Genomic DNA, 23,299 nt, shown 5'->3' with positions numbered 1-23,299 from the left:
TGGCGATACCGATGCAGCCCCTGCGCCAACTGCACCGCTGGACAGCACTGGCCGGCGGCATGCTGTTCCTGCTGATCGCCATGAGCGGCGCCGTGCTCGTGTTCAAGAGCCAGCTCGACCCGGCGCTGAACGCCCCGCTGCTGCTGGCGCCGCGTTGCGCCAGCCCGCTGCCGCTGGACCGCCTGGTCGATGCCGCGCGCGCCGCCCATCCGGATGCGGGCGCGCTGACCCTGATCCGGCTGACGAGCGATCCCGCGAGCAGCGCACGCGTGCGTTTCAGCGACGGCCAGTGGATCCACGTCGACCGCTGCAGCGCGCGGGTGCTGGGTGCACGCCCAGTGTATGGCGGCGCCCTCGGCACCTTGTCCTGGCTGCACGGCCTGAATTTCGCGCCTGGCGACGGCCTGCTTCTGAAAGTCACGGGCACGGCCTTCGCCGCGCTGGTGCTGGCCGGGGTGGTGCTGTGGTGGTCCGGCGGCCTGAACAACCTGCGCCGGCGGCGCGGCCTGGCGGGCGCCGCGCGCCAGCTGGACTGGCATCGCAAGCTCGGTTTCTACGCCGCGCCCATTCTGCTCGTCAGTACCCTGACCGGCGTGCTGCAGGCGTTTTCCTGGGGCGCCGCCGGACCGACCGCGCCGGCGGCGCCGGCAACCGCCACCCACGCGTCGCTGGCGCAGCTGCTGGCCCGGGCCGAGACGCTGGTGCCGCAGGCGCGCCGGATCCAGATCCGCCTGCCGCGCGCGTCGGCGCAGGCGGCCAGCTTCGAGATGCTCGGTCCGGATGCGCCCCATGCCAACGCCCTCGATTACGTACTCCTCGATCCCGCGAGCGGCGCGCTGCTGCGCCATGTGCCGTATGCGTCGCACACGCTCGCGCACAAGCTGTACCTGACGGCGGCCGGCATCCACTACGGCTGGACCGGCGGCCTGGTCATGCAGCTGCTGCTGTGCGCGGGCGCGCTGTCGGTAGCCGGCCTGGCCTGGACCGGCACCGCCAGCTGGCTGCGCAAGCGCAGCCGCGCGCGCCAGGCGCAGCGCCAGTCGGCGCGCCTGCATCTGCGGGTCGCGCGCAAGACCGAGGAAGCCGCCGGCATCTGCTCCTTCGAGCTGGTAGGCGCGAACGGCGCTCGCCTGCCGCGCTTCGAGGCCGGCGCCCACATCGCAGTGCGGGCGGCGCCGCACCTGGTGCGCCACTATTCGCTCTGCAACCACCCGCGCGAGCGCCATCGCTACCTGATCTGCGTGCAGCATGCGGGCGATTCGCGCGGCGGCTCGCGCGCGATGCATGAAGAGGTCGAGACCGGCGACCTGCTCGAGGTCGGCCTGCCGCGCAACCATTTTCCCTTGTGCCCGTCGGCGCGGCGCTCGCTGCTGTTCGCGGGCGGGATCGGCATCACGCCGATCCTGGCCATGGCCGAGCAGCTGGCCGACGGAGGCGCCGACTTCGAACTGCATTATTTCGTCCGCACGCGCGAGCGCGCCGCTTTCGTCGACCGGCTCATGGAATCGCCCTTCGCCGCACGGGTTCACCTGTATTTCAGCGAGGGCCAGCCGGGCGGGCGACACGCGCTGTCCGCGCTGCTGGCCGATCCGAAAGACGGTGCCCATGTCTATGTCTGCGGTCCGGCCGGATTCATGGATGCGGTACTCGACACGGCGCGCGCCGCCGGCTGGGAAGAATCGTGCTTGCACCGCGAAGTGTTCGCGGGCGCCGCGGCCGGTGGCGCGAATTCTACTGTTGATGCGCCCTTCGAACTACGCCTCGCCGGCAGCGGCCGGGTAATCCAGGTCGGCCGCGAACAGACCGCGCTCGACGCCCTGCTGGCGGCCGGCCTGCCGGTGCCCCATTCCTGCCGCGAGGGCGTGTGCGGCAGCTGCCTGATCGGCGTCATCGAGGGCCGGCCCGAACACCGCGACCACTGCCTGAGCGAAGAGGAGCGCGCCCGCAACAAGGTGTTCGCGCCCTGCTGCTCGCGGGCGCGCAATGCCTGCCTGACGCTCGATCTCTGATCCGCCCCGGCCTTCCATTCAACATTCAATCGTTTCAGGAAAATCTATGCGCGTTATCGTATTGGGCAGCGGCGTGATCGGAGTGAGCACCGCTTATTACCTGGCGCGGGCCGGCCACGAGGTGACGATCATCGACCGCCAGCCCGGTCCGGCCCTGGAGACCAGTTTCGCGAACGCAGGGCAGATTTCGCCGGGTTATGCCTCGCCCTGGGCGGCCCCCGGCATCCCGCTGAAAGCCTTCAAGTGGCTGTTCCAGCGCCACTCGCCGCTGGCCATCCGCCCGGACGGCTCGCTGTTCCAGCTGGCCTGGATGTGGGAGATGGTGCGCAACTGCTCGCCCGAGCGCTACGCCGTCAACAAGGAGCGCATGGTGCGCCTGGCCGAATACAGCCGCGATTGCCTGCGCCAGTTGCGCGCCGATACCGGCATGCGCTACGAGGACCGCCAGCGCGGCACCCTGCAATTGTTCCGCACCCAACAGCAGTTCGACAGCGCCGCCAAGGACATCGAGGTCCTCAGGCAAGCAGGGGTGCCCTTCGAACTCCTGGGCGCCGGACAGCTTGCCGCCAGCGAGCCGGCCCTGGCGCAGGTGCGCGAAAAACTGGTCGGCGGCCTGCGCCTGCCAAACGACGAAACGGGCGACTGCCAGCTGTTCACGACCCGCCTGGCGCAGATGGCGCGCGTGCTGGGTGTGAAATTCCAGTTCGATACGGCAATCCGGCGCCTCTCGGTCAGTGATGGCGAAGTCGACGGCGTGGAAACGGACAAGGGCGTATTCATGGGGGACCGCTACGTGCTGGCGCTGGGCAGCTACTCGCGTGCGCTGCTGACGACCTGGTTCCCGCTGCCGGTCTATCCACTGAAGGGCTATTCGATCACGGTGCCCATCGTCGACGCCGCCCGGGCGCCCGTCTCGACGATTCTCGACGAGACCTACAAGATCGCCGTCACCCGCTTCGAGGACCGCATTCGCGTCGGCGGCATGGCCGAGATCGCCGGCCATGCCAGGAAGCTGAATCCGGCGCGCCGCCAGACGCTGGAAATGGTAGTCGACGACCTGTTCCCGGGCGCGGGCGACCTCGCACGCGCCAGTTTCTGGACCGGCCTGCGCCCGATGACGCCCGACAGCACCCCGGTCATCGGCGCGACGCCGCTGCGCAATTTGTTCCTGAACACCGGCCACGGCACGCTCGGCTGGACCATGGCCTGCGGCTCAGCCAGCGTGATCGCCTCCTTGGTGGGCGGCAAGGCGCCAGCCATTCCGGCGGACGACCTGGCGGTGTTTCGCTATGCGGGGACGTCTAGCCCGGCACCCGCGCCGGCCCTGGCGCGCGCTTGGGTGCGTTGAGTATTGCAGGACGAAGCAGCTAGAAATCTCGGGACATCTTCGTTCACAGCAATGCCGAAGGCTTCGATGACTCCAGCCTTTGTTACATGCTCCCATATCCCGTAATACCTAAAATGAACATGGCAGGATTCCTATAACGTCAGATGCTGGGTTCTGGTGCAAATTATGGATGAGGGGTGATGGTGCGTTGCCTGTCTGACGGCCTGGCGATCTGCGTGCCGCGCATCGAGGCCCCGTTCGGCGTGCTTCGCATCCAGGCCCGGCTATGGAAGACCCAGCTGGCATTACAGCTCTACCATGCCAACAGATCTGGAGTTGCGGGGGACTTTCGACTTAGAGCGCCTAACAAAACCGCCATGACGGCGTTGCAGCGCCTCGCCGTACACTCGTACTGTCTTCGGCGCTGCGCCTTGCCCTGACGGTTTTGTTAGGCGCTCTTAGCCGCTATTAAGTCGAATTATTTCAAAGAGCGGCTGCACTGTTCCACGCGGCGCCATCGCCGCACCGGGCCACGCATTCATGGCGTTCTTCGCAGTCCAGTGCCACCGTCTTGCACCCGGTCAATGCGCCCGGTGTCGATGACGGTCGTCGTGTTCGGCGTCCATGGCGGCTGCGAATGCAGCTGGAGACGCAAGGTGGCAATGCATCCGGGGTGCGCGATGGCGCCGCGCGCAGCTGCAGGGTGCTGCCGCCCACGCGAGGAAATACCACGGCCAGCTTGGCATTCGGCCCGCTATGGACGAGACCAGCACGTGCAGTGGATGCGCCGATCACGCGGTGGGCGCAGTGTCCTGCGCTCAGTTCGCTGGCGCGGCCACCCTTACGAGACGTCCAGAGCTCGGCACCGTTACTTCGCTGAGCGCGACGTGTCCAAGCCTGGCGCTTCGGTGTCGGCGATTTATAATGAACATTCCTCTATCACGAGGAGGCGACCATGCTGGATCCGGTCAGTGCTATCGCTTTTGAGATACAGTCCTCAAAAGGCGTGTTCGCCTTGCTGCTTGGTTCAGGGGTGTCCTTTACCTCGAAAATCCCCACCGGATGGGCGATCACGCTCGACCTCGTCAGAAAGATTGCAGCGCTGCAGCGTAAAGACTGCGGAGATCAGCCTGAGGTTTGGTATCTGCGCACATTTGGAAAAGCGCCCGATTACTCGGACATGCTCGATCTCCTGGGCTCGACACCATCGCTACGCCAGACGATCATTCGTCAATATATCGAGCCCTCCGACGCCAAGCGGGCACGCAAAGAGAAACTTCCGACGCTGGCGCACCGAGCCATCGCCAAGCTCATGGAGCAGGGCTACGTGCAGGTCGTGCTGACCACGAATTTTGATCGGCTACTTGAGCTTGCCCTAGCTGATCTGGGCGTTCACCCGACCGTACTCTCTGCAGCCGAGCATGTCGCCGGCGCTCAACCGTTGACCCACGCGGGGCCAACCATTATCAAGCTGCATGGTGACTATTTGGACATCAGGATTCGAAACACGAGTAGCGAACTTGCGCACTACGAGCCTGAGATGGATGAGCTCTTAGATCGTGTGCTCGACGAATATGGCCTCATCGTATGTGGCTGGTCGGCCGAGTGGGACGTGGCATTGAAGGCTGCCATTGAGCGCGCACCGTCGCGCCGCTACCCGATGTATTTCTCGACGCTTTCTTCGCCAGGCGCCGCAGCCCAATCGCTGGTACAGCGCCGGTCAGGCCGCATCATTCAAATCGCAGGTGCTGATAGCTTTTTTGATGAGGTGGCCCAGAAGGTTGAGACGATCGAAGACCTGCGCAAACCGCATCCGGTCTCCGCGCAACTTGCAGTTGCGCTCATGAAGGAATACATGCCGGAGCCTAAGCACCGCATCCATCTACACGACTTGGTGGCGAAGGAGTTGGCCCATGCAGCAGCCGCAATGAGCTCTGCAGATTTTCGGACTGACCGCAATGCCAATCTTGAGAATGATTTCGTAAAACAAACACTTCGCTTCGTGTCACTGTTGGACACGCTCATCCCGATGGCCTACACGGCCGGTATGTGGGCAAGTGAAGAGCAGGCCTTGCAATGGTTCAACGCGATCGTCGCTTTTTCACAGCGGCCCCGCGATGCTCGCGGCGGCTACCCGCAGTTGGTAGAACTACAAGCATTCCCCGCGGTGCTTATTTTGTACGCATTCGGTGTGGGTGCCATCGTTGGAAAGCAACACGCTTTGCTCGGCAAGCTGCTTTCCACTGAAATCGATACTAGGCACGGAAATAGGTACGGATTCGGTCGCACGGCACTGGGGGATGGACTCAATATCGAATTGGCTGTCACAGACGGCGATTACTATTTCAAACTCGTTCCTGGGTGTAGCCACTATGGGTGGCCCGGCAATGAACTGATCGCCGACGTTCTTCGTCCTCATACGAGCAGCGAACTCCTGGATGACGAAGCGTTCGACATTGCTTTCTCAACGTTCGAGCTAGCGCTTACTTTCGGATACGTAGAGCGGCATTGGGACGAGCATGCAGTGTGGCCACCACGCGCACACTTCGCCGAGAAACCGCGTATCGCAGTGCGATTGATCGCTGAGTGGGAAGCCGAAGCTGCAGCGAACAAGGAAACCAATTCTTTACGTTTGATGGCCGGCCTGGTAGCTGAGCCCCATTTCGATCAGGTCCGTGCGCTTGTCGACTTTCGACACTGACTGGCTCGGCTGCGGAACTGTCGCACGAGCCGTACACCGGCAGCTCATTGAACGTTTCGTTAAATATCGTTGACGTCCCCAGCACTGGCTCCAGCATGTAGCAAGAGAACGGTGAAGACGTGCCAGATGAAATGGTCACACATTTACTTTAGCTGCATCGGCTAAACACACATTTGCTTCAGCAGTAGTTACACATTTCTTTCATCGGACGCTTGGCCTCATCCCCATCGCGCTGACCGCCCTTGCCAATTGGCTTGGCGATTACACCGCATACAACGTAAAACCTATTTACATCATATTCGACGTATCTGCTTGTTAAAACATCTTTAATGATGTAAATTTAATTTACACCATTTATGATGTTCTAGCGCCATGGACTTTCCTATAAACACTTCTACGCAACTTCCGCCCGTATTGCGTGGATTGCGAAAGCAAGCGGGATTGACGCAAGCCGAAGTCGCCGCGCGCATTGGAACCACCCAGCAGGCCTACGCGCGGATCGAGGCCGACCCTTCGGCCACGAGCGTGGGACGGTTCCTGGCGATCCTGCAAGCTATTGGCGCTGGCATGGCGTTGCAAGTGGTAGGCTCGCCTGCCAAGGCAATGCCCAACGCACGCACGTCCAGTACCGTACTCGCCAAAACACAGAACGGCGCCATGCCGGTCGCGAAAACAGTCGGTCGACGCCATTCGACAAAAACCAAAGCCATGGGAGCCGCACCAGCAAAGGTGACGCCCCCCTCGGGGAACAAAGAGAACTGGTGATGGGACGCCATTCGCATAAGCAATCGCTCGTCATTTGGCTCAACGGGACGCCAGTGGGCACATGGCAGACGTCCGGGGCGGGTCATTCGCTGACGTATTTCTCCGAATGGCTGATGGACGAGCAAGCTCGTCCTCTATCATTGTCATTGCCGCTGCGGCCAGCGAGCGGACCCTATAAAGGAAAAATGGAAGGGGCGATTGTCGAGAACTATTTCGACAACCTCTTGCCCGACAGTGACCAGATTCGCAAGCGCCTTGCCACACGTTTTAAGACCAATGGCACTGCTCCGCACAATCTGTTGGCGGCGATCGGTCGCGATTGCGTTGGCGCTGTTCAGCTCCTGCCGGAAAACGAGACGCCTCACGACCTGTTTCGCATCCAGGGCGAGCAACTGGATCAAGCCGGCGTGGCTAACATCTTGAGGAAGACAGTGTCGACCACGCAGATCGGCAGCGATGCTGATGAGGACGAGCTGCGCATATCAATCGCCGGCGCCCAAGAAAAGACGGCGCTGCTCTGGCACGCCAACGCCTGGCATAAGCCACTGGGATCGACGCCGACGACGCACATCCTCAAGTTGCCGCTTGGCCTCGTGGGTAACGCCAAAGCTGACTTTCATACGTCGGTCGAGAACGAGTAGCTTTGCTCGAAAATTCTCGCGGCGTTCGGGCTACCGGTCGCCAAAACAGACATCGGGATTTTCGAGGACCAAAAGGCGCTGATCGTTGAACGCTTTGACCGCAGGTTCGCTAGCGATGGCAGTTGGATCGTCAGGTTGCCTCAGGAGGACTTCTGTCAGGTCGGGGGAATCTCTCCGCTCAAAAAATACCAAAACGAGGGCGGCCCTGGCATTACCCAAATCATGAAGACTTTAGGAGGCTCGACTGCAGCCGACGTCGATCGCTTCAACTTCTTCAAGACCCAGATCATCTTCTGGCTGTTGGCTGCAATCGATGGGCACGCGAAAAATTACAGCGTATTTCTTCTGCCGGGCGCGCGATTTAAGCTGACACCAGCATACGACGTCCTGTCGGCCCATCCAGTATTGGGCAGCGGTCCCAACCAGTTTTCACCGTTCAAGGTCAAGCTAGCGATGGCCGTCAGAGGCACTCACTACCACTATAAGCTCATGGAGGTGCAAACAAAGCATTGGGTCCATCATGCAGCGATCGTCGGTCTCGGCGACAACGTGGCGCTGTCGATCATTGATGAGATAGTTTCCGGCACAAAGAAGGTGATCGACGAGGTTTCGCGGCAAATTCCCGATGAGTTTCCCCACAAGATGGCCGAGGCAATCTTTGCAGGGATGCGCGCGCAGTGCGCTAAGCTATAGCTGCAGACCAAATCTTGCAGATGCTCAGCGGATGAAAGAAAACTCGACATTTCATAATGTAATGTCGAGTTTCATAAGGAGAGGTTTCAAAGACGTAAGATTGCCTCAAATTGCTATGCAGCTCTCACTGCTTGTACATGCGTTGATCGAAGGTGAAGGGGCGTACCACTGTCAGCTTCACCTGGGCGTAATTCGGATGCAAGGGATTGACGATAACGTTGCTTTCTTCAGGGAGAACGACTGAAGGAACACGCATAGCTAATGCTTCCCCTCGCTCGAGCCATGCTCGCCCAAGGCCCTGCGCGCTTGCAGAGGTCGGTAGTTCATCCCAGCCTGTCGGAAGGTCGTGTATGCCAGGCGTGAGAATGTCGCAATTATCCGGAATGTCGACCGAGACCAATACCAAGGGCGGAAGCGCAGCCTGTCCCACGTGCACAAACTTCTCTAGCGCGCAGATAGCGATCGACGCGCCGCAGTACAGTGCTGGCATGCCGACAGGATTCCAACGCCCTCCATATAGAGCTGCCCCGGCACACAAACGATCAAGCGCATACTTTCGGTGAGCAATGCGCCACAGCCTCATAAGGCGCCACCTGTGGCGATCGCGTTCAAGACCTGCCGAACTGCCTTCGCACCAGGTTCTGTATCCAAGTAGTCAATCGGTGCAGTACCTAAGAAGGTCTGGTTGGGGGATCGCAGCCATTGTTTTGCCATAGCCTCGTCCTCAAACACATCTTCCGCCATTGCAGCAACGTCAGCGAGACGCCACAGGCGCTCTGACGCTGCAGGATCCAAGAGCGCATGGCGCTTGATCAGCCGATGTGCGGTGGTGTCAGGGACGTGCGTAATGGCACGTATCCGGGACGCTGGGACTTCAAAATAGTCTCCAGCTGCCGTCAACAGGTCGGCGGTTAGACCTGTACGAATCACTTCAATCGGATCCCGACCATCCTTCAGATCACGGCGTAAGACCGCAAAAAGATTTTGCATCGCTGCTGAGGCTGCCCGCTTTCCCTCTTTTTTGCCTTGGTGATCTGCGTTGTCCATAATGCCTCCATTTGGTAGTTAATCATACACCAAATGGCGGCTAGCAGTGCGCGCTAAAAACGCTAGGCCATGACGAGCCAAGACAATTGATGAGCAACCCTACTTTTCGCCAGCAGATTCCTCTGTCCCCGTAGAGGCTCACCTTTCGACATCGGCGCCAGAATGACGCTAATGATGCCGAAGCCATTCGTGAAGCAATGAGCAGGCCAAACATGTGGTTTGTCGCGGCAAAGACAGTCGAGCAGCAAGACGTTCAGGCCGTTCACCGTGTCCGGGCGAGCCTCGTCGATCAGTGCAAGTCAAGAGCCAATTAGATTCGAGGCTTGACTTCGGAATATGGCATGTCGGCGCCAAGAGAACTCCTATATCTGAGAGCGGCAATCCCTCGTTGGCTTGAGGATCGGGCGAATGGCTTGAGCGAGCGCTTTCGCCGGCTGTTACGCGGACTGTGGCAAGACCTGCTTGTGGTGGACGAGCGTGTTGAAGAGCTCGACCGGGATATCGAGCAAATTGCGCGAACCGATCCGGCTGGCGGTGCGCCTGCAGCAGCTACGCGGTATCGGACCGGTGACCGCAACGGCTTTGCTGGCAACAGTTGGCGACGCCAGCCAGTTCGCCAATGGCAGGCAGATGGCTGCTTCGTTTGGGCTCACGCCCAAACAAAACAGCTCAGGATCTCGGGCGCGCAGGTACACGATTCGCGTTTCCTCATCCCGCTGGTAGAGTCAATCCCGGCAGTTAAAGGGCTGGCAGGCCGTGCTCGCAAACGTCCAGGTAAGCTGCATGCCAATTGAGCGTACGCTTCGATAGCCCATCGGGCTTAGTTGCGCAGTCGGGGCATCGCAGCTCGTATCGCGCGCTAAGGTGTGGAGTTGCGCGAAAGGCTTGGGCGGTGGCGTTGGGTCGTCGAGCGGACCTTGGGTTGGCTACATCGCTTCCGCAGATTGCGCATCCAGCATGAGTGGCGAGCAGACGTGCACCAGGCGTTTCTTTCGCTTGCCTGCTCGCTCATCTGTTGGCGGTATGTCGAACGATTTTGTTAGGCGCTCTTAGGCGCCGGCACACGTGCCCGGCCTACGCGGAGATCGGCAGTGCTAGCGACTGGCCGCACCATTTCCATCTGATTTTGCGTCATGTACCCAAGGTTGCGCTTGAGTTTGGGCATGATTTCCTTGTCGAGAATGCTAGGCGGGATGTCTAGTACAGATTGAATTCGACCTAGCGCATCTGGCCAACAAACAGCGAGGTTTTGGTCTTAAGTGCGGAGCCGACGACGACTCGCATCTCGAGCGGCGCTCCGTTACTGCTGTCATGCAGCGCCCACAGGCGGTAAGCCGGGAGATTGACCGGGATCAGCAGGCTAAGACCGAAATCCGGTAACCAGTGCAGACGCTCGAGCGTCGGTTCGGGCTGCGCACGCGCTGCGCCGGCAATACATTGAGCGCGTCGATGGTGCCACGGCCCAGCCCCCATCTTCGTCCAACCCGTGACGCGCCTGAAAATTCGAGACGCCCTCTTTTGTCGACTCACTCCTTCAGGGGGGCAGTACGTCGATCCGCAGGTTACCTAGCAGAACCAAGCGCGAATACAGCGCCCTCGCGGCAAGATACGCGCCAGGCGCGACCTTGGCCGGCGGTCGCGGTAGCGTCGAATACGGCTCAGACAGCTCGCGGCAATGTGCCAATGCTGCCTTGACCCGCCCGTATTGCCAGACTTGCGGCTTAGCCGCCTGCACTGCAGCCTGGAGCCTCCCGGCTGCGAGTCCGGAACGCAGGCCTCCTACAGGATCATGCTGCCTCAGGCGCGGATCGGGCAGGTAGTTGTGATATTCGGACCGCACGCGACCGACTCGCAGGTCGGCCAGGCAGTGAAGCATGGCCGCGGTGAACGCGACATCGAAACGAGCGGAATCGGCTTCGCCTGAGCGCAGCTGCCGCTGCAGGGAGTCCGCGCCGTAATCGAAAGGGGTCAGGCCTTGCAGCTTTGCCTAGCGCAGTACCCATAATGCGGCAGCCGCCGCCGGCGGATTCTAGGCTGGCGAAAACTTGCGCCGGGCGTAGAACCGATCAAGCCGGTCGCGCTCATCGTATGGTCCCGTGGGTGCCGTTGCGACTGCGAGGCCTGGACAGCCAAGGTATGTATGGTGGCGGTGGCGCTCCGCGCAAGAACCGGACTGGAGACGAGCGCCGCTACTACGCAGAGCGCGAGCGCAGCGCCGATTTTTGTGGCTAAGCTTCATTGACGCTTTCGAACCTTGGCAACCATACGTTACCGATCCGCATCATACCCTCCAGTGTAGTGATGCCCAGCAGCGCCGCGATTTCCTGCGGTATCCCCATTTTTGGCGCGAGATAAAAGTAGAGAGTAAGCGGTACGAGCAAGTTTTCTGTATCGGTGTAATGCCGCCGAGTGCCATGGTGGCCAGTCATGCTTCTAGGTCCCTAAATAAATGCAAACTCGTGGATTTCGTCGAGCGTTTCAAGTCAGAAGTCGCGAACATGCCTAACACACATGTCCATAGTAGAATGCCTTGTAGCAATAAGCCACCAGTAACCTCAACAATGAAGGATACATATATGTCCAAGGTAGATCTGTCAGATTACAACCTCAGCGAGCTTAAAGGATTGCAAGCGGAGATCGAACGAGAAATCAAAAATCGCCAACAACAAGAGGTCACTAAAGCACGCGAACAGATTATCGCCATTGCTCAGGGCCTAGGCATATCCGTCGAAGAGCTGCTTACGAATAGCGGCCCGAAATCTAAAGGTAACGGCAAAAAGGTGCAGGCGCGGTACCGAAATCCGGCTGACAATGCGCAGACGTGGACGGGCCGTGGTCGACAGCCGAAGTGGATTGCTGAAGGGTTGGCGGGGGGAAAAACGCTCGACGATTTCAGAATTTAACTCAGGTCACTGTATTGGAAGAAGCGCACAGGGGCTCAGCATACTGAGTACAAAGCGAGGATGAACGTATATTAGGTACGTATCCTCGCTCATGAAGACGCAGGGACGAGCGCCCATGCGGCCGTTGGGCTGCACCCGTTAGGTGGCAGGTCGATCGCAGCGGCGCCAAGAGCAAAAACGCTTCCACGATAATACAAGTTATCATCCGATGAGCTCGCTTGAGAAAGAGAACTTATGTCACAACAGCGGCAAGCCGCGTGCATGGCCGCTAAGCCGGGGCTTTCGTTACCTCTCCGCGGCACTGCGTACCGCTGTGCGAGCAAGGCTTACGCTATGCACAGCACCTTGTATATGGCATGGGACGAGCAAAGCCACCTGTGCCACTCACCTCTCTCAGCTGTAGGTCGCAGCTGCTTTTGGTCTCGCTGGAGGCTACTACCCGATCAATCGCACGATTAAAAAAGAAAGTTCAGCGTGAACCCACGCTGGGCCGCCGTCGTACGGCGCTTGGCGATGGCCAGCGCGGTGCAGCGACAGCAACGAAACACCAAACGCCACGTGCCACGTGCTAGCTTTGCTGCAATAACGAATGACCTAGCAGGGCAAAGAACACTCGCGCCCAGTCTGTCAAAGATAATTCCCTGCAAGTGTCTGGCTTCGTCGCATAGGACGATACCAAGTCCACACCAAGAATCTCGATTGGCAACGAACGCTGTTTCGAAGCGTTAAGTTCCTCAAGGTGTAGATAGAGTAGCCTGCATCGATCAGTTCGGGGTACGGCGTAGAAGCGGCAGTCTGCCATTTCGGATGCCACCGCAGGCGTTTAGCGGATTCCAAACAAATCTATCGTTACATACTACCTAGTTGGTACCCGGCGGATTCGACGGGCGGCTTGCCGTCAACTGCTCAGTTTCCCGTAACAATGACAATGGGCATCATCCTCTAGTCATGGTTAAAGTCCACAAATTTAGGCCTTTCGCTTAATGTCTTGCTGCCCATTTACGTTGCAATGAAGCGAAATACGTGAAAAGTTGATTAAGAGGGAACTTCTTGAGACTAATGTACTCAAAGCTCTTTCGTCAACAGATGGAGAAATCGGATGAGATATACCAAACGCGCGCTTTTACTTGCCGCTACTATTCCAACTTTCAGTGATGCTGCAACTATTGCTGTGCTTCCCAATAGTGCTTACCCTACACCCTGCAGTGCGTTCGCAGCGGCGCGCGATGGGGACGTTATCAATATTACGGCGGACGTCTACTCCGGCGACGTGTGTAGAATCGATAAAAGCAACTTAACAATTCGTGGCGTGAACGGACGACCAAAGATCGATGCAGCCGGAATGAGCTCCCAAGGGAAGGCAATTTGGGTTATAGGTGGCAATAACGTTGTTGTTGAAAACATCGAAATGTTTGGAGCCTCAGTGCCGGATCAAAATGGCTCTGCCCTACGTTTAGAAGGCACAAACTTTACCTTGAGAAACTCGTTTTTACATGACAATGAAAATGGCATACTAAGCGGGGTGAATACTGCTAGTACCATTGTCCTGGAAAACAACGAGTTCGGATACAATGGCTATGGCAATGGATACAGTCATAATGTATATATCGGGAAAGCTGGTAGGCTAATTTTTCGCTTCAACTATTCGCATGACGCCAACGTTGGCCACAACCTTAAAACTCGCGCGTTAGTTAACACGATCTCCTACAATCGTTTTTCAAGCCTGCGTTTAGGCGAAACAGGTAGCACCAAAGCCGGCAAGCCGAGTTACGAAATTGATATCCCCAATGGGGGTACGACCTCTCTTATCGGCAACGTGATCATGCAGCCCGTTGACGGAACTAACCGGAATATCGTAGCCTACGGCGAAGAAGGTATCGCTGGATATGCAACGGACCTGTACATAGTGAACAATACCTTTATCAATGACGAAAGGTCGCGTGGTACGTTCATAATGGTTGGTGCTGAAGTTAAAACATCAGTTGTACTGATTAACAATTTATTTAGTGGCTATGGTCAACAAGTTACTCAACCGAGTGCGATTAAGCGCACTAATTACCAGGCAACGTCCGTAAACTTCGTCAACAAAGCGGCTTATGATCTTCGTCCACTTATCATTCCCCAGATCGTGAACGCTGGCTCTGAGGCTGGCTACTCAACTGATGGGACCTCGCTGGATGTGGATTTCAGCTACAGGCACATTGCTTCTGCAGATGCACGTATTGTCCTCGGCGCCCGGAAGGATATCGGCGCATATGAAGTTTATTAATCGCACTTACCGATTACCAGCGTCATACGGTTGGGTTAATGAACCAACAATGTTGTGTCTTGGCAGGCGTTTTCCCTTAATATTTTTCTCAAAATTTAATAAGTGGTAACGGTTTGCTCAACTCATTGCGGTTCGAGCAAGCCGTAGTATTGTATTCGTAGCGGGCTGAACAATTCTGATTGTTGATAGTTTTCGTTGCAGCGCCGAAAATTTATGCATCCTTTATAACCCGTCTATTGTGTTGAAAGAGGTAACCTTTTCTCTACTGATGATAAGCGTTACCTCGACTGCACAAGTTGCCGCTTATTGATCCGGCGTTATCTTAATGAGCGCGGAAAATGTGGCACGCAGTACTTAATGTCGAGCTCTCCTTTGCCTCTGCATTGCAATACATGCATTGATCCAGCGTGGTTACCATAGTTTGCATCATTGCAATCTCTGCTGGCTGGCCGGATGAACTGTGGGATGTTCGCCAACGCAAGCGAACTCACTATTATATCAAACTTCGAAACTCTGGCCAAACTAAGGGGCAGAATCAAGCTAGTACTCCTTTTACGCTCGCCGGCATCGTACGAACATTAGAGTAGCTGAAAAGCAAGCCATCTGGTCAACAACTACGTCAACTCAACTGATATGACCCTCGGTAAGCCAGCGTCATATTAAAGAGGAGCCTTCAATTGCAGAGGAAGAGCACTCTCGCACCGCATAACCCAGCAAGAAAGAAGCTATTGCCGTTGCTTCTAACTCAGCAGTGCGAGAAAGCTTTCATCTGATCCTTGCATACTCACAAAGTCGTTTCATTCCATGTTTTTACCGTATGTAAGCAATGACTGGGTAAAATGTGACCACTATATCAATAGCCCGGCGGCAATTTCTGTAGCAAAACAGTTCACATGGAAAATTTTTTTGCCGAAATGTTGAACTTTGGCAGTTGACCTACGTCAAAGTTACTCCTTCTTTCGTGATTAAAGGCATTTCCGTTGAAAACTTTTGCTAATTCGTCTACCCGTACTTCTGCAATGTTCGTCGCTGGTTTTGCAGCACTGTTTACCGTTACCGCTGGCGCTAGCGCTGCGGACCTGTATGTGTCCACCTTGGGCAAGGACACGAACGTCGGTACCTCGAGCAGTGCTCCTTTGCGTACCATCCAGCGCGCTGCAGTTCTTGCCAAGCCTGGATATGTTGTCCACGTAGCTCCCGGTACCTACACCGAAACCGTTACCTCCACCGTCAGTGGCACCGCGACCGCACGTATTCGCTTCGTTTCGGACACCAAGTATGGAGCGATTCTCAAGCCGGTCACTGGCGCGTACACGATGTGGAGCCAAAGGGGTGGCTATACCGATATCGACGGTTTCCAGGTCAACGGTGCCGGTAGCACGAGCGTGCGCATCGGTATCGCCATGACCGGCGGTAACTCGTCGGTTAGGAACAGTTGGATCCACGACGTCGCGATGACCTCTGGCTGTGACAATCGTGGCGGGGGCGGCATCGTGACCGACCAAAGCCGCGGCAAGACCTACTCGAACTACCAGATTTTCAACAACCGGGTCCACAAGGTCGGTGGTGGTTGTGGCTACATCCAGGGCATCTACCACAATTCGTCCGGCATGATCATGAATAACGTTGTCTCGTCCACCAGCCAAGGTATCAACCTGGGCCATGACAATAACAACACCCTGATCATGAACAACACGTTGTTTGCCAACTCTGGCTATGGCGTGCGTTACGGCGGCTGCAAGGAAGCCTACAACAACGGTTGCCCAACCCGCAATATTCAGGTGCATAACAACATCATTTACGCGAATGGCGGCGGCATCCAGGGTCCGATCGCATCGGAAGACGTCGGTAACAGCGTGTCTACCAACCTGGTGTATGCAAACCGCACGAACTTCGATCTCGCGAGTCCGAGCAGCGCCACCAAGACCGGCATCATCAGTGCCGATCCCAAGTTTGTGCAGTATCTCGCCAGCGGCGATGGCAACTATCACCTGCAGACGACCTCCCCAGTCATCAGCAAAGGCTTGACCGCCAACGCGCCCATCACCGATTTCGATGGCAAGACGCGCGGTGCGAAGATTGACTTCGGCGCCTACGAGTCGTACCTCTACTAAACTTCACGAAATCGATGCCGGCCGCAAGGCCGGCATCCGGTGACCAGCTTGCAAGCGTCACCAGCACTGCCAGGTCCACCGAACTCTTTGCTCAACGAATCTACCTATCGTTCATAGTAGAAACCACAGGAACGGAAAAAGCTCAAAAGCATCTAAGTGCGTTTATAAGAGAACGCTCAAATAGCTGAGTGGGCAATGACTATCGCTAAGTTGCTGAGCCCGTGTCTTTTTAAGTTCCGGGCAAGACAGTAACGAGACAGGTGCCCCAGCAATAGAAGAAAATTTAGGACGTCAGGCGCGAACCATTATCAATTCGCGTAGCGCGAAAGACAACGAGAATTTCCTCCTTACTTATTGACCGGCCGGAGGAGAACAAGCCCAATATTAGAAGTAGCAACGATTGCGCCGCTGTCATTGATTGCGACTGCACTGTCTACCACCTGCCAAGGACGCGCATTATTTATGTGCTCGTTCAGGTCTAGCATGCCCGTGCTCGCCGCCCACACAAATGCATGTCGATCGCCAGCCTTGTTTTCGGAATAGCCGACGATCTGTCCATTCGCGTTAACATGTGAAGCGCCCGACGACCGCCCACCAAACGTGCCAAGCCGACGCATGCCACCTGTACGCGTCCAGGACATCGCACGCTGATTGCCATCGCGGAGATTGATGAGGCCTACAATGTGCAGGTTAGGCGTCACCGCAGCAATTACTGCTTCCGTACCGGAGTCCTTTCCAAGGTCTACCATTCCGTCGGTGGACGTCCATAGGAAGGGGCTATAGCCGCCATCACCGGAACCTCTACGATTGCCCGCCACCTGTCCCTTGTCTCCCACCGCTACAGGAATAGCATCTGAGCTTTTCAACGTATCGATGTCACGCATGCCACCAGTTCGGGTCCAAATGAAAGAATGCCTTTCGTTGGTAACAGTTTGCGACGCGCCTACAATCATACCTGCGTCGTTAAGGGCTCTACCGAAGGAAACGCTAGCTGCCCCCTTCGTAAGTGCTCCCAGGTCTTCCATACCCGTGTCGGCGCTCCAGCGAAACGCATGCGAGTTCGAAGTGCCGGTGACAATACCGTGATTATTAATCGCAGCGGCCTCAGACTCAGCCGTTTTAGGCAGTCCGCTTATGTCGAGCATGCCCTTTGTCGCGCTCCAAACAAACGCGCGCTTGACGCCAGAGCTGGTAGTGGCACTGCCAGCAATTTGTCCTAAGTCATTCAAGTCAACTGCTAAAACGTCGTTACCTCCAAGCGTGCCTATATTCCGGACAGTCTTCCCGTCAAAGAAGTAAGCAGTCGCCCCTTTAAGTGACTGCATTGAAAAGGACACATGCCCTTTAGCGTTAATGGAAGGGTTTGCAGCAAGCAATCCAGGAGCAAGATTGATTAACCGATAGCAAGTTCGCGAACTGGAGCATTTCGTTCCGACGGCAAAGGAAGGTGGTGCATACGACGCAATTGCTGCGCTCACTGCAGCCAACGCGAAAAGTAAGGTCCTCACACCAAACAGACCTCGTTGGCTGGTTGAATAAATATAGCTTCTTCGATTGAATCCCATATATCTCTCCAAGCCAACTGCATACCACGTGTGCCCCAGTTGGGTAAAACCGCGTGCGACACGCGCAAGCTTAGCCGACTGAAACCTTTTTAACGGCCATACCCGACGTTAGCCCTAGTTAGGTTTCGGATCCGCGGCCCTCATCCGAATTATTCCGCGTCCTACTTGCAGCCATCAGCCTTCTCCGCCTAGTTTTGCGAGCGCGGCATTTATTACTTTCAGGACGATTTATCGTGTCAGCGGTGAAGAACTACGCATCAGGAGCGAAAGAATAAGAATAGTTGAAATAGCCCGAGTCTACGCTGGGTTGCCCTAAATTTTTCCTAGTCATACTGCAACTCGTGCGTCACCATGCAAACGAGTAGACTATCTAGTGGACCTGTCGCGCGAACTTCAAATTGACGCCTGAACACAAAGATTGCGTAAGAGAATCCGTAAGACTACCATAACAACCGTTCGGCGTACGTACCATCCTGTTATTTCTTAATATAGGGAGGTGTAAGTGACCGCAATAGCTTGATGCTTATCAATGAACTGTTTATTCTGCTGCGCGATCGGTCAGATATGTGCTAATTTCTCGAGTAATCACTGGCTCAGCGGCACTAGGCCGTCCTCGTTACACACGCGTAGTACCTTGTACAAGATATAACTCTAATTTTATTACTCGTATAAACGAGTTCTGAACGCACATCCATAAACCACGACAATATAAGAACAAAATTTTTATATCGTCAGCGATAACAGGGCTGAGGATTGCAATATGGATCGGCGGTTTCCGTCTTCTCGTTCAAAAAGGTCTAACGATACACAGCCCAAGGGATTCTAATGTTCTCAACCATTATCGATAGTTGCCGATGAAATAGCAGTATAACGGAAGCACTCACTACCTTGTCCTAACAAACGCTCTTTTCCGGCCCCTTCCCGAAGTAGCTTTGCATTTCTGTGGACGTCAATAACCGAGTACGTTGACGTCTATGGGCAGCCACTACTACGTAACGAACACACGGTTGCGCCCCGGCGGCATAGGATGATACACAAAAGCACCGTGCTGCTTGATCAGAGCAACACGGCGGACGTTGCCGGCACGAGCCAAGGAGCGGCCGTTACCAATGTACGAAATGACGCGACATGAAAATAACTGCTTACACTTTGGGGTACATATGATGGTGACTGAAAATAGGGAGGTTGACGGCCCAGGGCTTTCAGATAAAACATGCTGGCCCGATGAGGCCGAGCTGCGAGCCGAGTTTACTAGACAGCATAGGAATCTTGACCTTAGGCAACATAAACTTCATGGCAGCTATCGTCGTTCGGGTGTCGACGCTCTATGGAAGCAGCACTGCCGAACCGCGGCATGGATGGCCAGTCGTAGAGGTTCACGCACTGTTACCGAAATCGAAACTGATACTGAAATAGAATCTCGTGAGCGTTCATACTTTGAGCGACAGATGGGGGGGCAAGGTGTAAAAGATTTTACACGACGCCCAGGCGGGCGCTATGAAAATATGGTGCTCGAATGGTACTGGGAAGGATGGTGCGCACACGCCCGAGCAACGGCGAAAGTTGTTAGCTAACTTCTGAAGCTAAGCGTACAGAAGCACACTCCACGTGTGATTAAGCTGCTGTTAGCCCCACAATGAGAAATTAATTAGATTATGTCACCCATTAGTCACTCTCGCAAATGACACGAAGCACAGCGGCAATGCACGTACCTGCGTTCGGAGCGCTTTTCACGACAAACGTTCCGCCGAGCAATTCAATGCGCTCACTCATGCCTATCAATCCCATCCGTGCTGTTGAGGCGCCGACTTCTTTCCAACGCGACGCATCAAATCCAACCCCGTTGTCAGCGATCGTAAGTGTGATCTCTTCATTCGCAGGCCCACGCTTCATCTCAACGATAACTTGACCGGCGTTGGCGTGACGCAGGATATTGGTAACACTCTCTTGTACAATACGGAATAATGTGATTTCGATCTCCAGTGGAAGACGCTCTGGAAGATCTGTATACTCGAAAACCCAATTGGGGCCATCCTTAAACAGGCGCATCAGCAGCTCATAAATAGTTGCTTCTAACCCGAAAAATTCTAATTTTGCCGGTCGTAGTGATGCAGACATATTCCGAACTAATGCGATTAGTTCACTAACCTCATCCTTGGCCTGTAGTACTAATAAATTTTTCTCGTCCGCGTCCATGTCGGATTGCGCGCGATCTAGAAACATCTTGATTCCGCATAGCCGTTGGCCGAACTCGTCATGTAATTCTCGCGCTAGTGCTTTGCGCTCAGCTTCCTGGGCATTAAGCAACTTCAACGAAAGTCTTTTTATGCGATTTCGCTCGGTATGCAAAGTCTCTATCAATCGTGTCCGCTCAGACGCCGTATTCTTAACGGTTGCCAGCATGCTAATCTCTGAAGTTACGTCGAGTTGAGCGCCGACAAAGTAAATCACCTGCCCATCGTTTCGAAATGGGAAAAGATAGAGTTTATTCCAGAACATCTGGCCGTCCTTACGGTAGTTCCGAAGCAAGTGCTCACAAGGAGCGTTCTTTTCGATGCTCATTGAGATCAATTTTCGATCAGGCTGATCTCTGTCGTCGTTCTGCAGCAGTCTGCAATTTTTACCGATTACCTCATTAATAGCGTAACCTGTCATTTTTTCAAACGCGGCATTGACATAAACTATCGGATTGTCAGGGGCATTTGCGTCGGTAATGACAGCGGAAAAGTTACTGGCGTCTAAAAGTAGAGTCAAGAAATGCCAAGCATCATTATGATTGCTACTGGATTCCATTTTGGTATTCCTTTGAGGAGAGCAGATTTCCATGCGTAAAAGAGTCGCCGCCACCGCTTCCCTTGGGCTACAATCGATAATCCACTTCACATTCTACAAAGGTGTATTTTAGATCATCAGCTTCAAAAGTTAGCGTAAAAAAAAAGAACTGGGTGTGCATAAAATACGTCAACCTTGAGAAATTTCTTAACGAGCAACATTGGCAGAAACGTGCGTCGCTTCTGAAGCGCTGGTGTCGAGAACATCGCGTGGTATGGCTCGCAACAGTGATAGGTATTTCTTGAAGCGCTCAAGCACAATCTCCTAGCACCCCGTTTTTCAAACTATGCACAGACGAAGGTAGTGTCTGTAGACCTCTTGAGGCGCTGCGTGAGCAAGAAGTCAAGAGGTCAAGAGGTCAAGAGATCAAGAGATCAAGAGATCAAGAGGTTAAGAGGTTAAGAGGTTATGACCGTATTAGGCATTGACGGAGTATGTGGCAGAAACAATACCTAGGAGAATATCGCCAAAGATGCACGAGATTTGTTTAGAAAACGTGCTTAACTAGCTCCAAACCGTAGAATCTATTGACAAGAAAGTACTAAGCACATTTAATTTCAGATGGACATCCGATCAATCAAAGGGGCTAATGTAACTACTATATCAATAGCCCGGCGGCAATTTCTGTAGCAAAACAGTTCACATGGAAAATTTTTTTGCCGAAATGTTGAACTTTGGCAGTTGACCTACGTCAAAGTTACTCCTTCTTTCGTGATTAAAGGCATTTCCGTTGAAAACTTTTGCTAATTCGTCTACCCGTACTTCTGCAATGTTCGTCGCTGGTTTTGCAGCACTGTTTACCGTTACCGCTGGCGCTAGCGCTGCGGACCTGTATGTGTCCACCTTGGGCAAGGACACGAACGTCGGTACCTCGAGCAGTGCTCCTTTGCGTACCATCCAGCGCGCTGCAGTTCTTGCCAAGCCTGGATATGTTGTCCACGTAGCTCCCGGTACCTACACCGAAACCGTTACCTCCACCGTCAGTGGCACCGCGACCGCACGTATTCGCTTCGTTTCGGACACCAAGTATGGAGCGATTCTCAAGCCGGTCACTGGCGCGTACACGATGTGGAGCCAAAGGGGTGGCTATACCGATATCGACGGTTTCCAGGTCAACGGTGCCGGTAGCACGAGCGTGCGCATCGGTATCGCCATGACCGGCGGTAACTCGTCGGTTAGGAACAGTTGGATCCACGACGTCGCGATGACCTCTGGCTGTGACAATCGTGGCGGGGGCGGCATCGTGACCGACCAAAGCCGCGGCAAGACCTACTCGAACTACCAGATTTTCAACAACCGGGTCCACAAGGTCGGTGGTGGTTGTGGCTACATCCAGGGCATCTACCACAATTCGTCCGGCATGATCATGAATAACGTTGTCTCGTCCACCAGCCAAGGTATCAACCTGGGCCATGACAATAACAACACCCTGATCATGAACAACACGTTGTTTGCCAACTCTGGCTATGGCGTGCGTTACGGCGGCTGCAAGGAAGCCTACAACAACGGTTGCCCAACCCGCAATATTCAGGTGCATAACAACATCATTTACGCGAATGGCGGCGGCATCCAGGGTCCGATCGCATCGGAAGACGTCGGTAACAGCGTGTCTACCAACCTGGTGTATGCAAACCGCACGAACTTCGATCTCGCGAGTCCGAGCAGCGCCACCAAGACCGGCATCATCAGTGCCGATCCCAAGTTTGTGCAGTATCTCGCCAGCGGCGATGGCAACTATCACCTGCAGACGACCTCCCCAGTCATCAGCAAAGGCTTGACCGCCAACGCGCCCATCACCGATTTCGATGGCAAGACGCGCGGTGCGAAGATTGACTTCGGCGCCTACGAGTCGTACCTCTACTAAACTTCACGAAATCGATGCCGGCCGCAAGGCCGGCATTTTCTGCAAAGCAACTAGAGATGTGGCATACATCTATCCGTCAGCAACCACTCGACCCTGGTCAGCGAGTAGGCAGACCCTAACAATAGGTCCTCAGTGTTCATACTACGTGGCTGTAGCATAAAATAATCAGCAAACTTCAATGGAAAACGAGTGCCTCCTATCGTCATGAGTTTGCCTATCCAAATCCTGGACTAAGAAAACTCTTCGATTAAGATTCTAGCAGTCTTGATTACAATATTCACAAAATTCCCTTCAAGTATTAGTACGTCTCCCATCAAGGTCACGCACTCAAGTTCGCCCACTGCACCAAATTCTCGGCAATCCAGAGCACCAAATGTTATATCAAAGAAAGCGTCGACCGCATTCCAGGCGGATACCTTGAACTTGCGCCCAATATTTGTGCAAACTACCATTTCAAAATAATGATTAGGCTGATCTAAGCTAATCGACAGAATGCCTGTTCCTTCAAGTTTTTCGATATCCATCTCATCTTAAGGTAACGTAGCGCAACAAAATAACAAAGGAGCGAG

General features: G+C 55.2%; 15 protein-coding genes and 2 pseudogenes. 11 read left to right on the top strand and 6 right to left on the bottom strand.

All coding sequences use genetic code 11. The annotated features are described in order from the left end of the window. Window positions 1–11 precede the first annotated feature (11 nt). The 5 genes and pseudogenes from LPB04_RS24205 to LPB04_RS23555 all read left to right on the top strand — a co-directional run bounded on the left by LPB04_RS24205 (window position 12) and on the right by LPB04_RS23555 (window position 8,136). Window positions 12–2,009 carry a PepSY domain-containing protein gene (locus LPB04_RS24205; protein WP_227496791.1) on the top strand — a complete coding sequence of 666 codons (1,998 nt, stop codon included), beginning with the start codon at window positions 12–14 and terminating at the stop codon, window positions 2,007–2,009. Between the two features lie 46 nt (window positions 2,010–2,055). Further along, window positions 2,056–3,357 (top strand): D-amino acid dehydrogenase, encoded by a 1,302-nt coding sequence (locus LPB04_RS23570; protein ID WP_193689254.1) that lies wholly within the window; start codon window positions 2,056–2,058, stop codon window positions 3,355–3,357. 934 nt (window positions 3,358–4,291) lie between these two features. Continuing rightward, a complete protein-coding gene (locus tag LPB04_RS23565; protein ID WP_193689253.1) occupies window positions 4,292–6,037 on the top strand; it encodes an SIR2 family protein in 1,746 nt (581 codons plus the stop codon). 372 nt (window positions 6,038–6,409) lie between these two features. Continuing rightward, a complete protein-coding gene (locus LPB04_RS23560) occupies window positions 6,410–6,802 on the top strand; it encodes a helix-turn-helix domain-containing protein (RefSeq protein ID WP_193689252.1) in 393 nt (130 codons plus the stop codon). Continuing rightward, window positions 6,802–8,136, top strand: a pseudogene (locus tag LPB04_RS23555) (type II toxin-antitoxin system HipA family toxin). Before LPB04_RS23560 ends, LPB04_RS23555 begins: the two are co-directional and overlap by 1 nt. A 124-nt stretch (window positions 8,137–8,260) precedes the next feature. Here LPB04_RS23555 and LPB04_RS23550 read toward each other — a convergent pair. Continuing rightward, on the bottom strand, window positions 8,261–8,719 hold the full coding sequence (locus LPB04_RS23550) for an RES family NAD+ phosphorylase (protein ID WP_193689251.1): 459 nt from the start codon (window positions 8,717–8,719) through the stop codon (window positions 8,261–8,263). Further along, the gene (parS, locus tag LPB04_RS23545; RefSeq protein WP_193689250.1) at window positions 8,716–9,183 is read right to left on the bottom strand and encodes a type II RES/Xre toxin-antitoxin system antitoxin; all 468 of its coding nucleotides are present in this window, start codon (window positions 9,181–9,183) and stop codon (window positions 8,716–8,718) included. The genes LPB04_RS23550 and parS overlap by 4 nt, the downstream gene beginning before the upstream one ends. Before the next feature lie 158 nt (window positions 9,184–9,341). Here parS and LPB04_RS24525 point away from each other — a divergent pair. Further along, a pseudogene (locus tag LPB04_RS24525) lies at window positions 9,342–9,870 on the top strand (IS110 family RNA-guided transposase); the annotation flags it as partial. 179 nt (window positions 9,871–10,049) lie between these two features. Further along, window positions 10,050–10,226 (top strand): transposase, encoded by a 177-nt coding sequence (locus LPB04_RS24515; protein WP_407943909.1) that lies wholly within the window; start codon window positions 10,050–10,052, stop codon window positions 10,224–10,226. Window positions 10,227–10,717: 491 nt separating this feature from the next. On the opposite strand, the gene LPB04_RS24510 is transcribed toward LPB04_RS24515, so the two are convergent. Beyond that, window positions 10,718–11,164: a L,D-transpeptidase scaffold domain-containing protein gene (locus LPB04_RS24510; protein ID WP_407943910.1), complete on the bottom strand. Its 447-nt coding sequence runs from the start codon at window positions 11,162–11,164 to the stop codon at window positions 10,718–10,720. 595 nt (window positions 11,165–11,759) lie between these two features. Between LPB04_RS24510 and LPB04_RS23535 the strand changes: the two genes are divergently transcribed. The 3 genes from LPB04_RS23535 (at window position 11,760) to LPB04_RS23525 (ending at window position 16,469) form a co-directional block, all read left to right on the top strand. Then, window positions 11,760–12,086: an H-NS histone family protein gene (locus LPB04_RS23535; protein ID WP_193689249.1), complete on the top strand. Its 327-nt coding sequence runs from the start codon at window positions 11,760–11,762 to the stop codon at window positions 12,084–12,086. Between the two features lie 1,099 nt (window positions 12,087–13,185). Continuing rightward, window positions 13,186–14,355 (top strand): right-handed parallel beta-helix repeat-containing protein, encoded by a 1,170-nt coding sequence (locus LPB04_RS23530; RefSeq protein WP_227496790.1) that lies wholly within the window; start codon window positions 13,186–13,188, stop codon window positions 14,353–14,355. A 980-nt stretch (window positions 14,356–15,335) separates the two neighbouring features. Next, entirely contained in the window at window positions 15,336–16,469 is a 1,134-nt protein-coding gene (locus tag LPB04_RS23525) for a DUF1565 domain-containing protein (RefSeq protein WP_193689246.1), read from the top strand. A gap of 347 nt (window positions 16,470–16,816) precedes the next feature. Here the strand turns inward: LPB04_RS23525 and LPB04_RS23520 are convergent, their stop codons facing one another. Then, entirely contained in the window at window positions 16,817–18,034 is a 1,218-nt protein-coding gene (locus LPB04_RS23520; protein WP_193689248.1) for a hypothetical protein, read from the bottom strand. Between the two features lie 1,665 nt (window positions 18,035–19,699). Continuing rightward, window positions 19,700–20,827, bottom strand: coding sequence for a sensor histidine kinase (locus LPB04_RS23515; RefSeq protein WP_193689247.1), 1,128 nt, complete (start codon window positions 20,825–20,827; stop codon window positions 19,700–19,702). Between the two features lie 769 nt (window positions 20,828–21,596). Between LPB04_RS23515 and LPB04_RS23510 the strand changes: the two genes are divergently transcribed. After that, window positions 21,597–22,730, top strand: a complete 1,134-nt coding sequence (locus LPB04_RS23510) for a DUF1565 domain-containing protein (RefSeq protein ID WP_193689246.1) — start codon at window positions 21,597–21,599, stop codon at window positions 22,728–22,730. Between the two features lie 230 nt (window positions 22,731–22,960). On the opposite strand, the gene LPB04_RS23505 is transcribed toward LPB04_RS23510, so the two are convergent. Beyond that, window positions 22,961–23,254, bottom strand: coding sequence for a hypothetical protein (locus LPB04_RS23505; RefSeq protein ID WP_193689245.1), 294 nt, complete (start codon window positions 23,252–23,254; stop codon window positions 22,961–22,963). Between the last annotated feature and the right edge of the window lie 45 nt (window positions 23,255–23,299).

The sequence above is a fragment of the Massilia litorea genome (assembly GCF_015101885.1).
GTDB classification, from domain to species: Bacteria; Pseudomonadota; Gammaproteobacteria; order Burkholderiales; family Burkholderiaceae_D; genus Telluria; species Telluria litorea.
This window is presented reverse-complemented; position numbering and strand designations above follow the sequence as displayed.

What these genes read in the sequence shown, in the direction of transcription:
- LPB04_RS24205 (WP_227496791.1), top strand. Translation starts at nt 12, where the DNA reads ATGCAGCCCCTGCGCCAACTGCACCGCTGGACAGCACTGGCCGGCGGC.
- LPB04_RS23570 (WP_193689254.1), top strand. Translation starts at nt 2,056, where the DNA reads ATGCGCGTTATCGTATTGGGCAGCGGCGTGATCGGAGTGAGCACCGCT.
- LPB04_RS23565 (WP_193689253.1), top strand. Translation starts at nt 4,292, where the DNA reads ATGCTGGATCCGGTCAGTGCTATCGCTTTTGAGATACAGTCCTCAAAA.
- LPB04_RS23560 (WP_193689252.1), top strand. Translation starts at nt 6,410, where the DNA reads ATGGACTTTCCTATAAACACTTCTACGCAACTTCCGCCCGTATTGCGT.
- LPB04_RS23550 (WP_193689251.1), bottom strand. Translation starts at nt 8,719, where the DNA reads ATGAGGCTGTGGCGCATTGCTCACCGAAAGTATGCGCTTGATCGTTTG.
- parS (WP_193689250.1), bottom strand. Translation starts at nt 9,183, where the DNA reads ATGGACAACGCAGATCACCAAGGCAAAAAAGAGGGAAAGCGGGCAGCC.
- LPB04_RS23535 (WP_193689249.1), top strand. Translation starts at nt 11,760, where the DNA reads ATGTCCAAGGTAGATCTGTCAGATTACAACCTCAGCGAGCTTAAAGGA.
- LPB04_RS23530 (WP_227496790.1), top strand. Translation starts at nt 13,186, where the DNA reads ATGAGATATACCAAACGCGCGCTTTTACTTGCCGCTACTATTCCAACT.
- LPB04_RS23520 (WP_193689248.1), bottom strand. Translation starts at nt 18,034, where the DNA reads ATGGGATTCAATCGAAGAAGCTATATTTATTCAACCAGCCAACGAGGT.
- LPB04_RS23515 (WP_193689247.1), bottom strand. Translation starts at nt 20,827, where the DNA reads ATGGAATCCAGTAGCAATCATAATGATGCTTGGCATTTCTTGACTCTA.
- LPB04_RS23505 (WP_193689245.1), bottom strand. Translation starts at nt 23,254, where the DNA reads ATGGATATCGAAAAACTTGAAGGAACAGGCATTCTGTCGATTAGCTTA.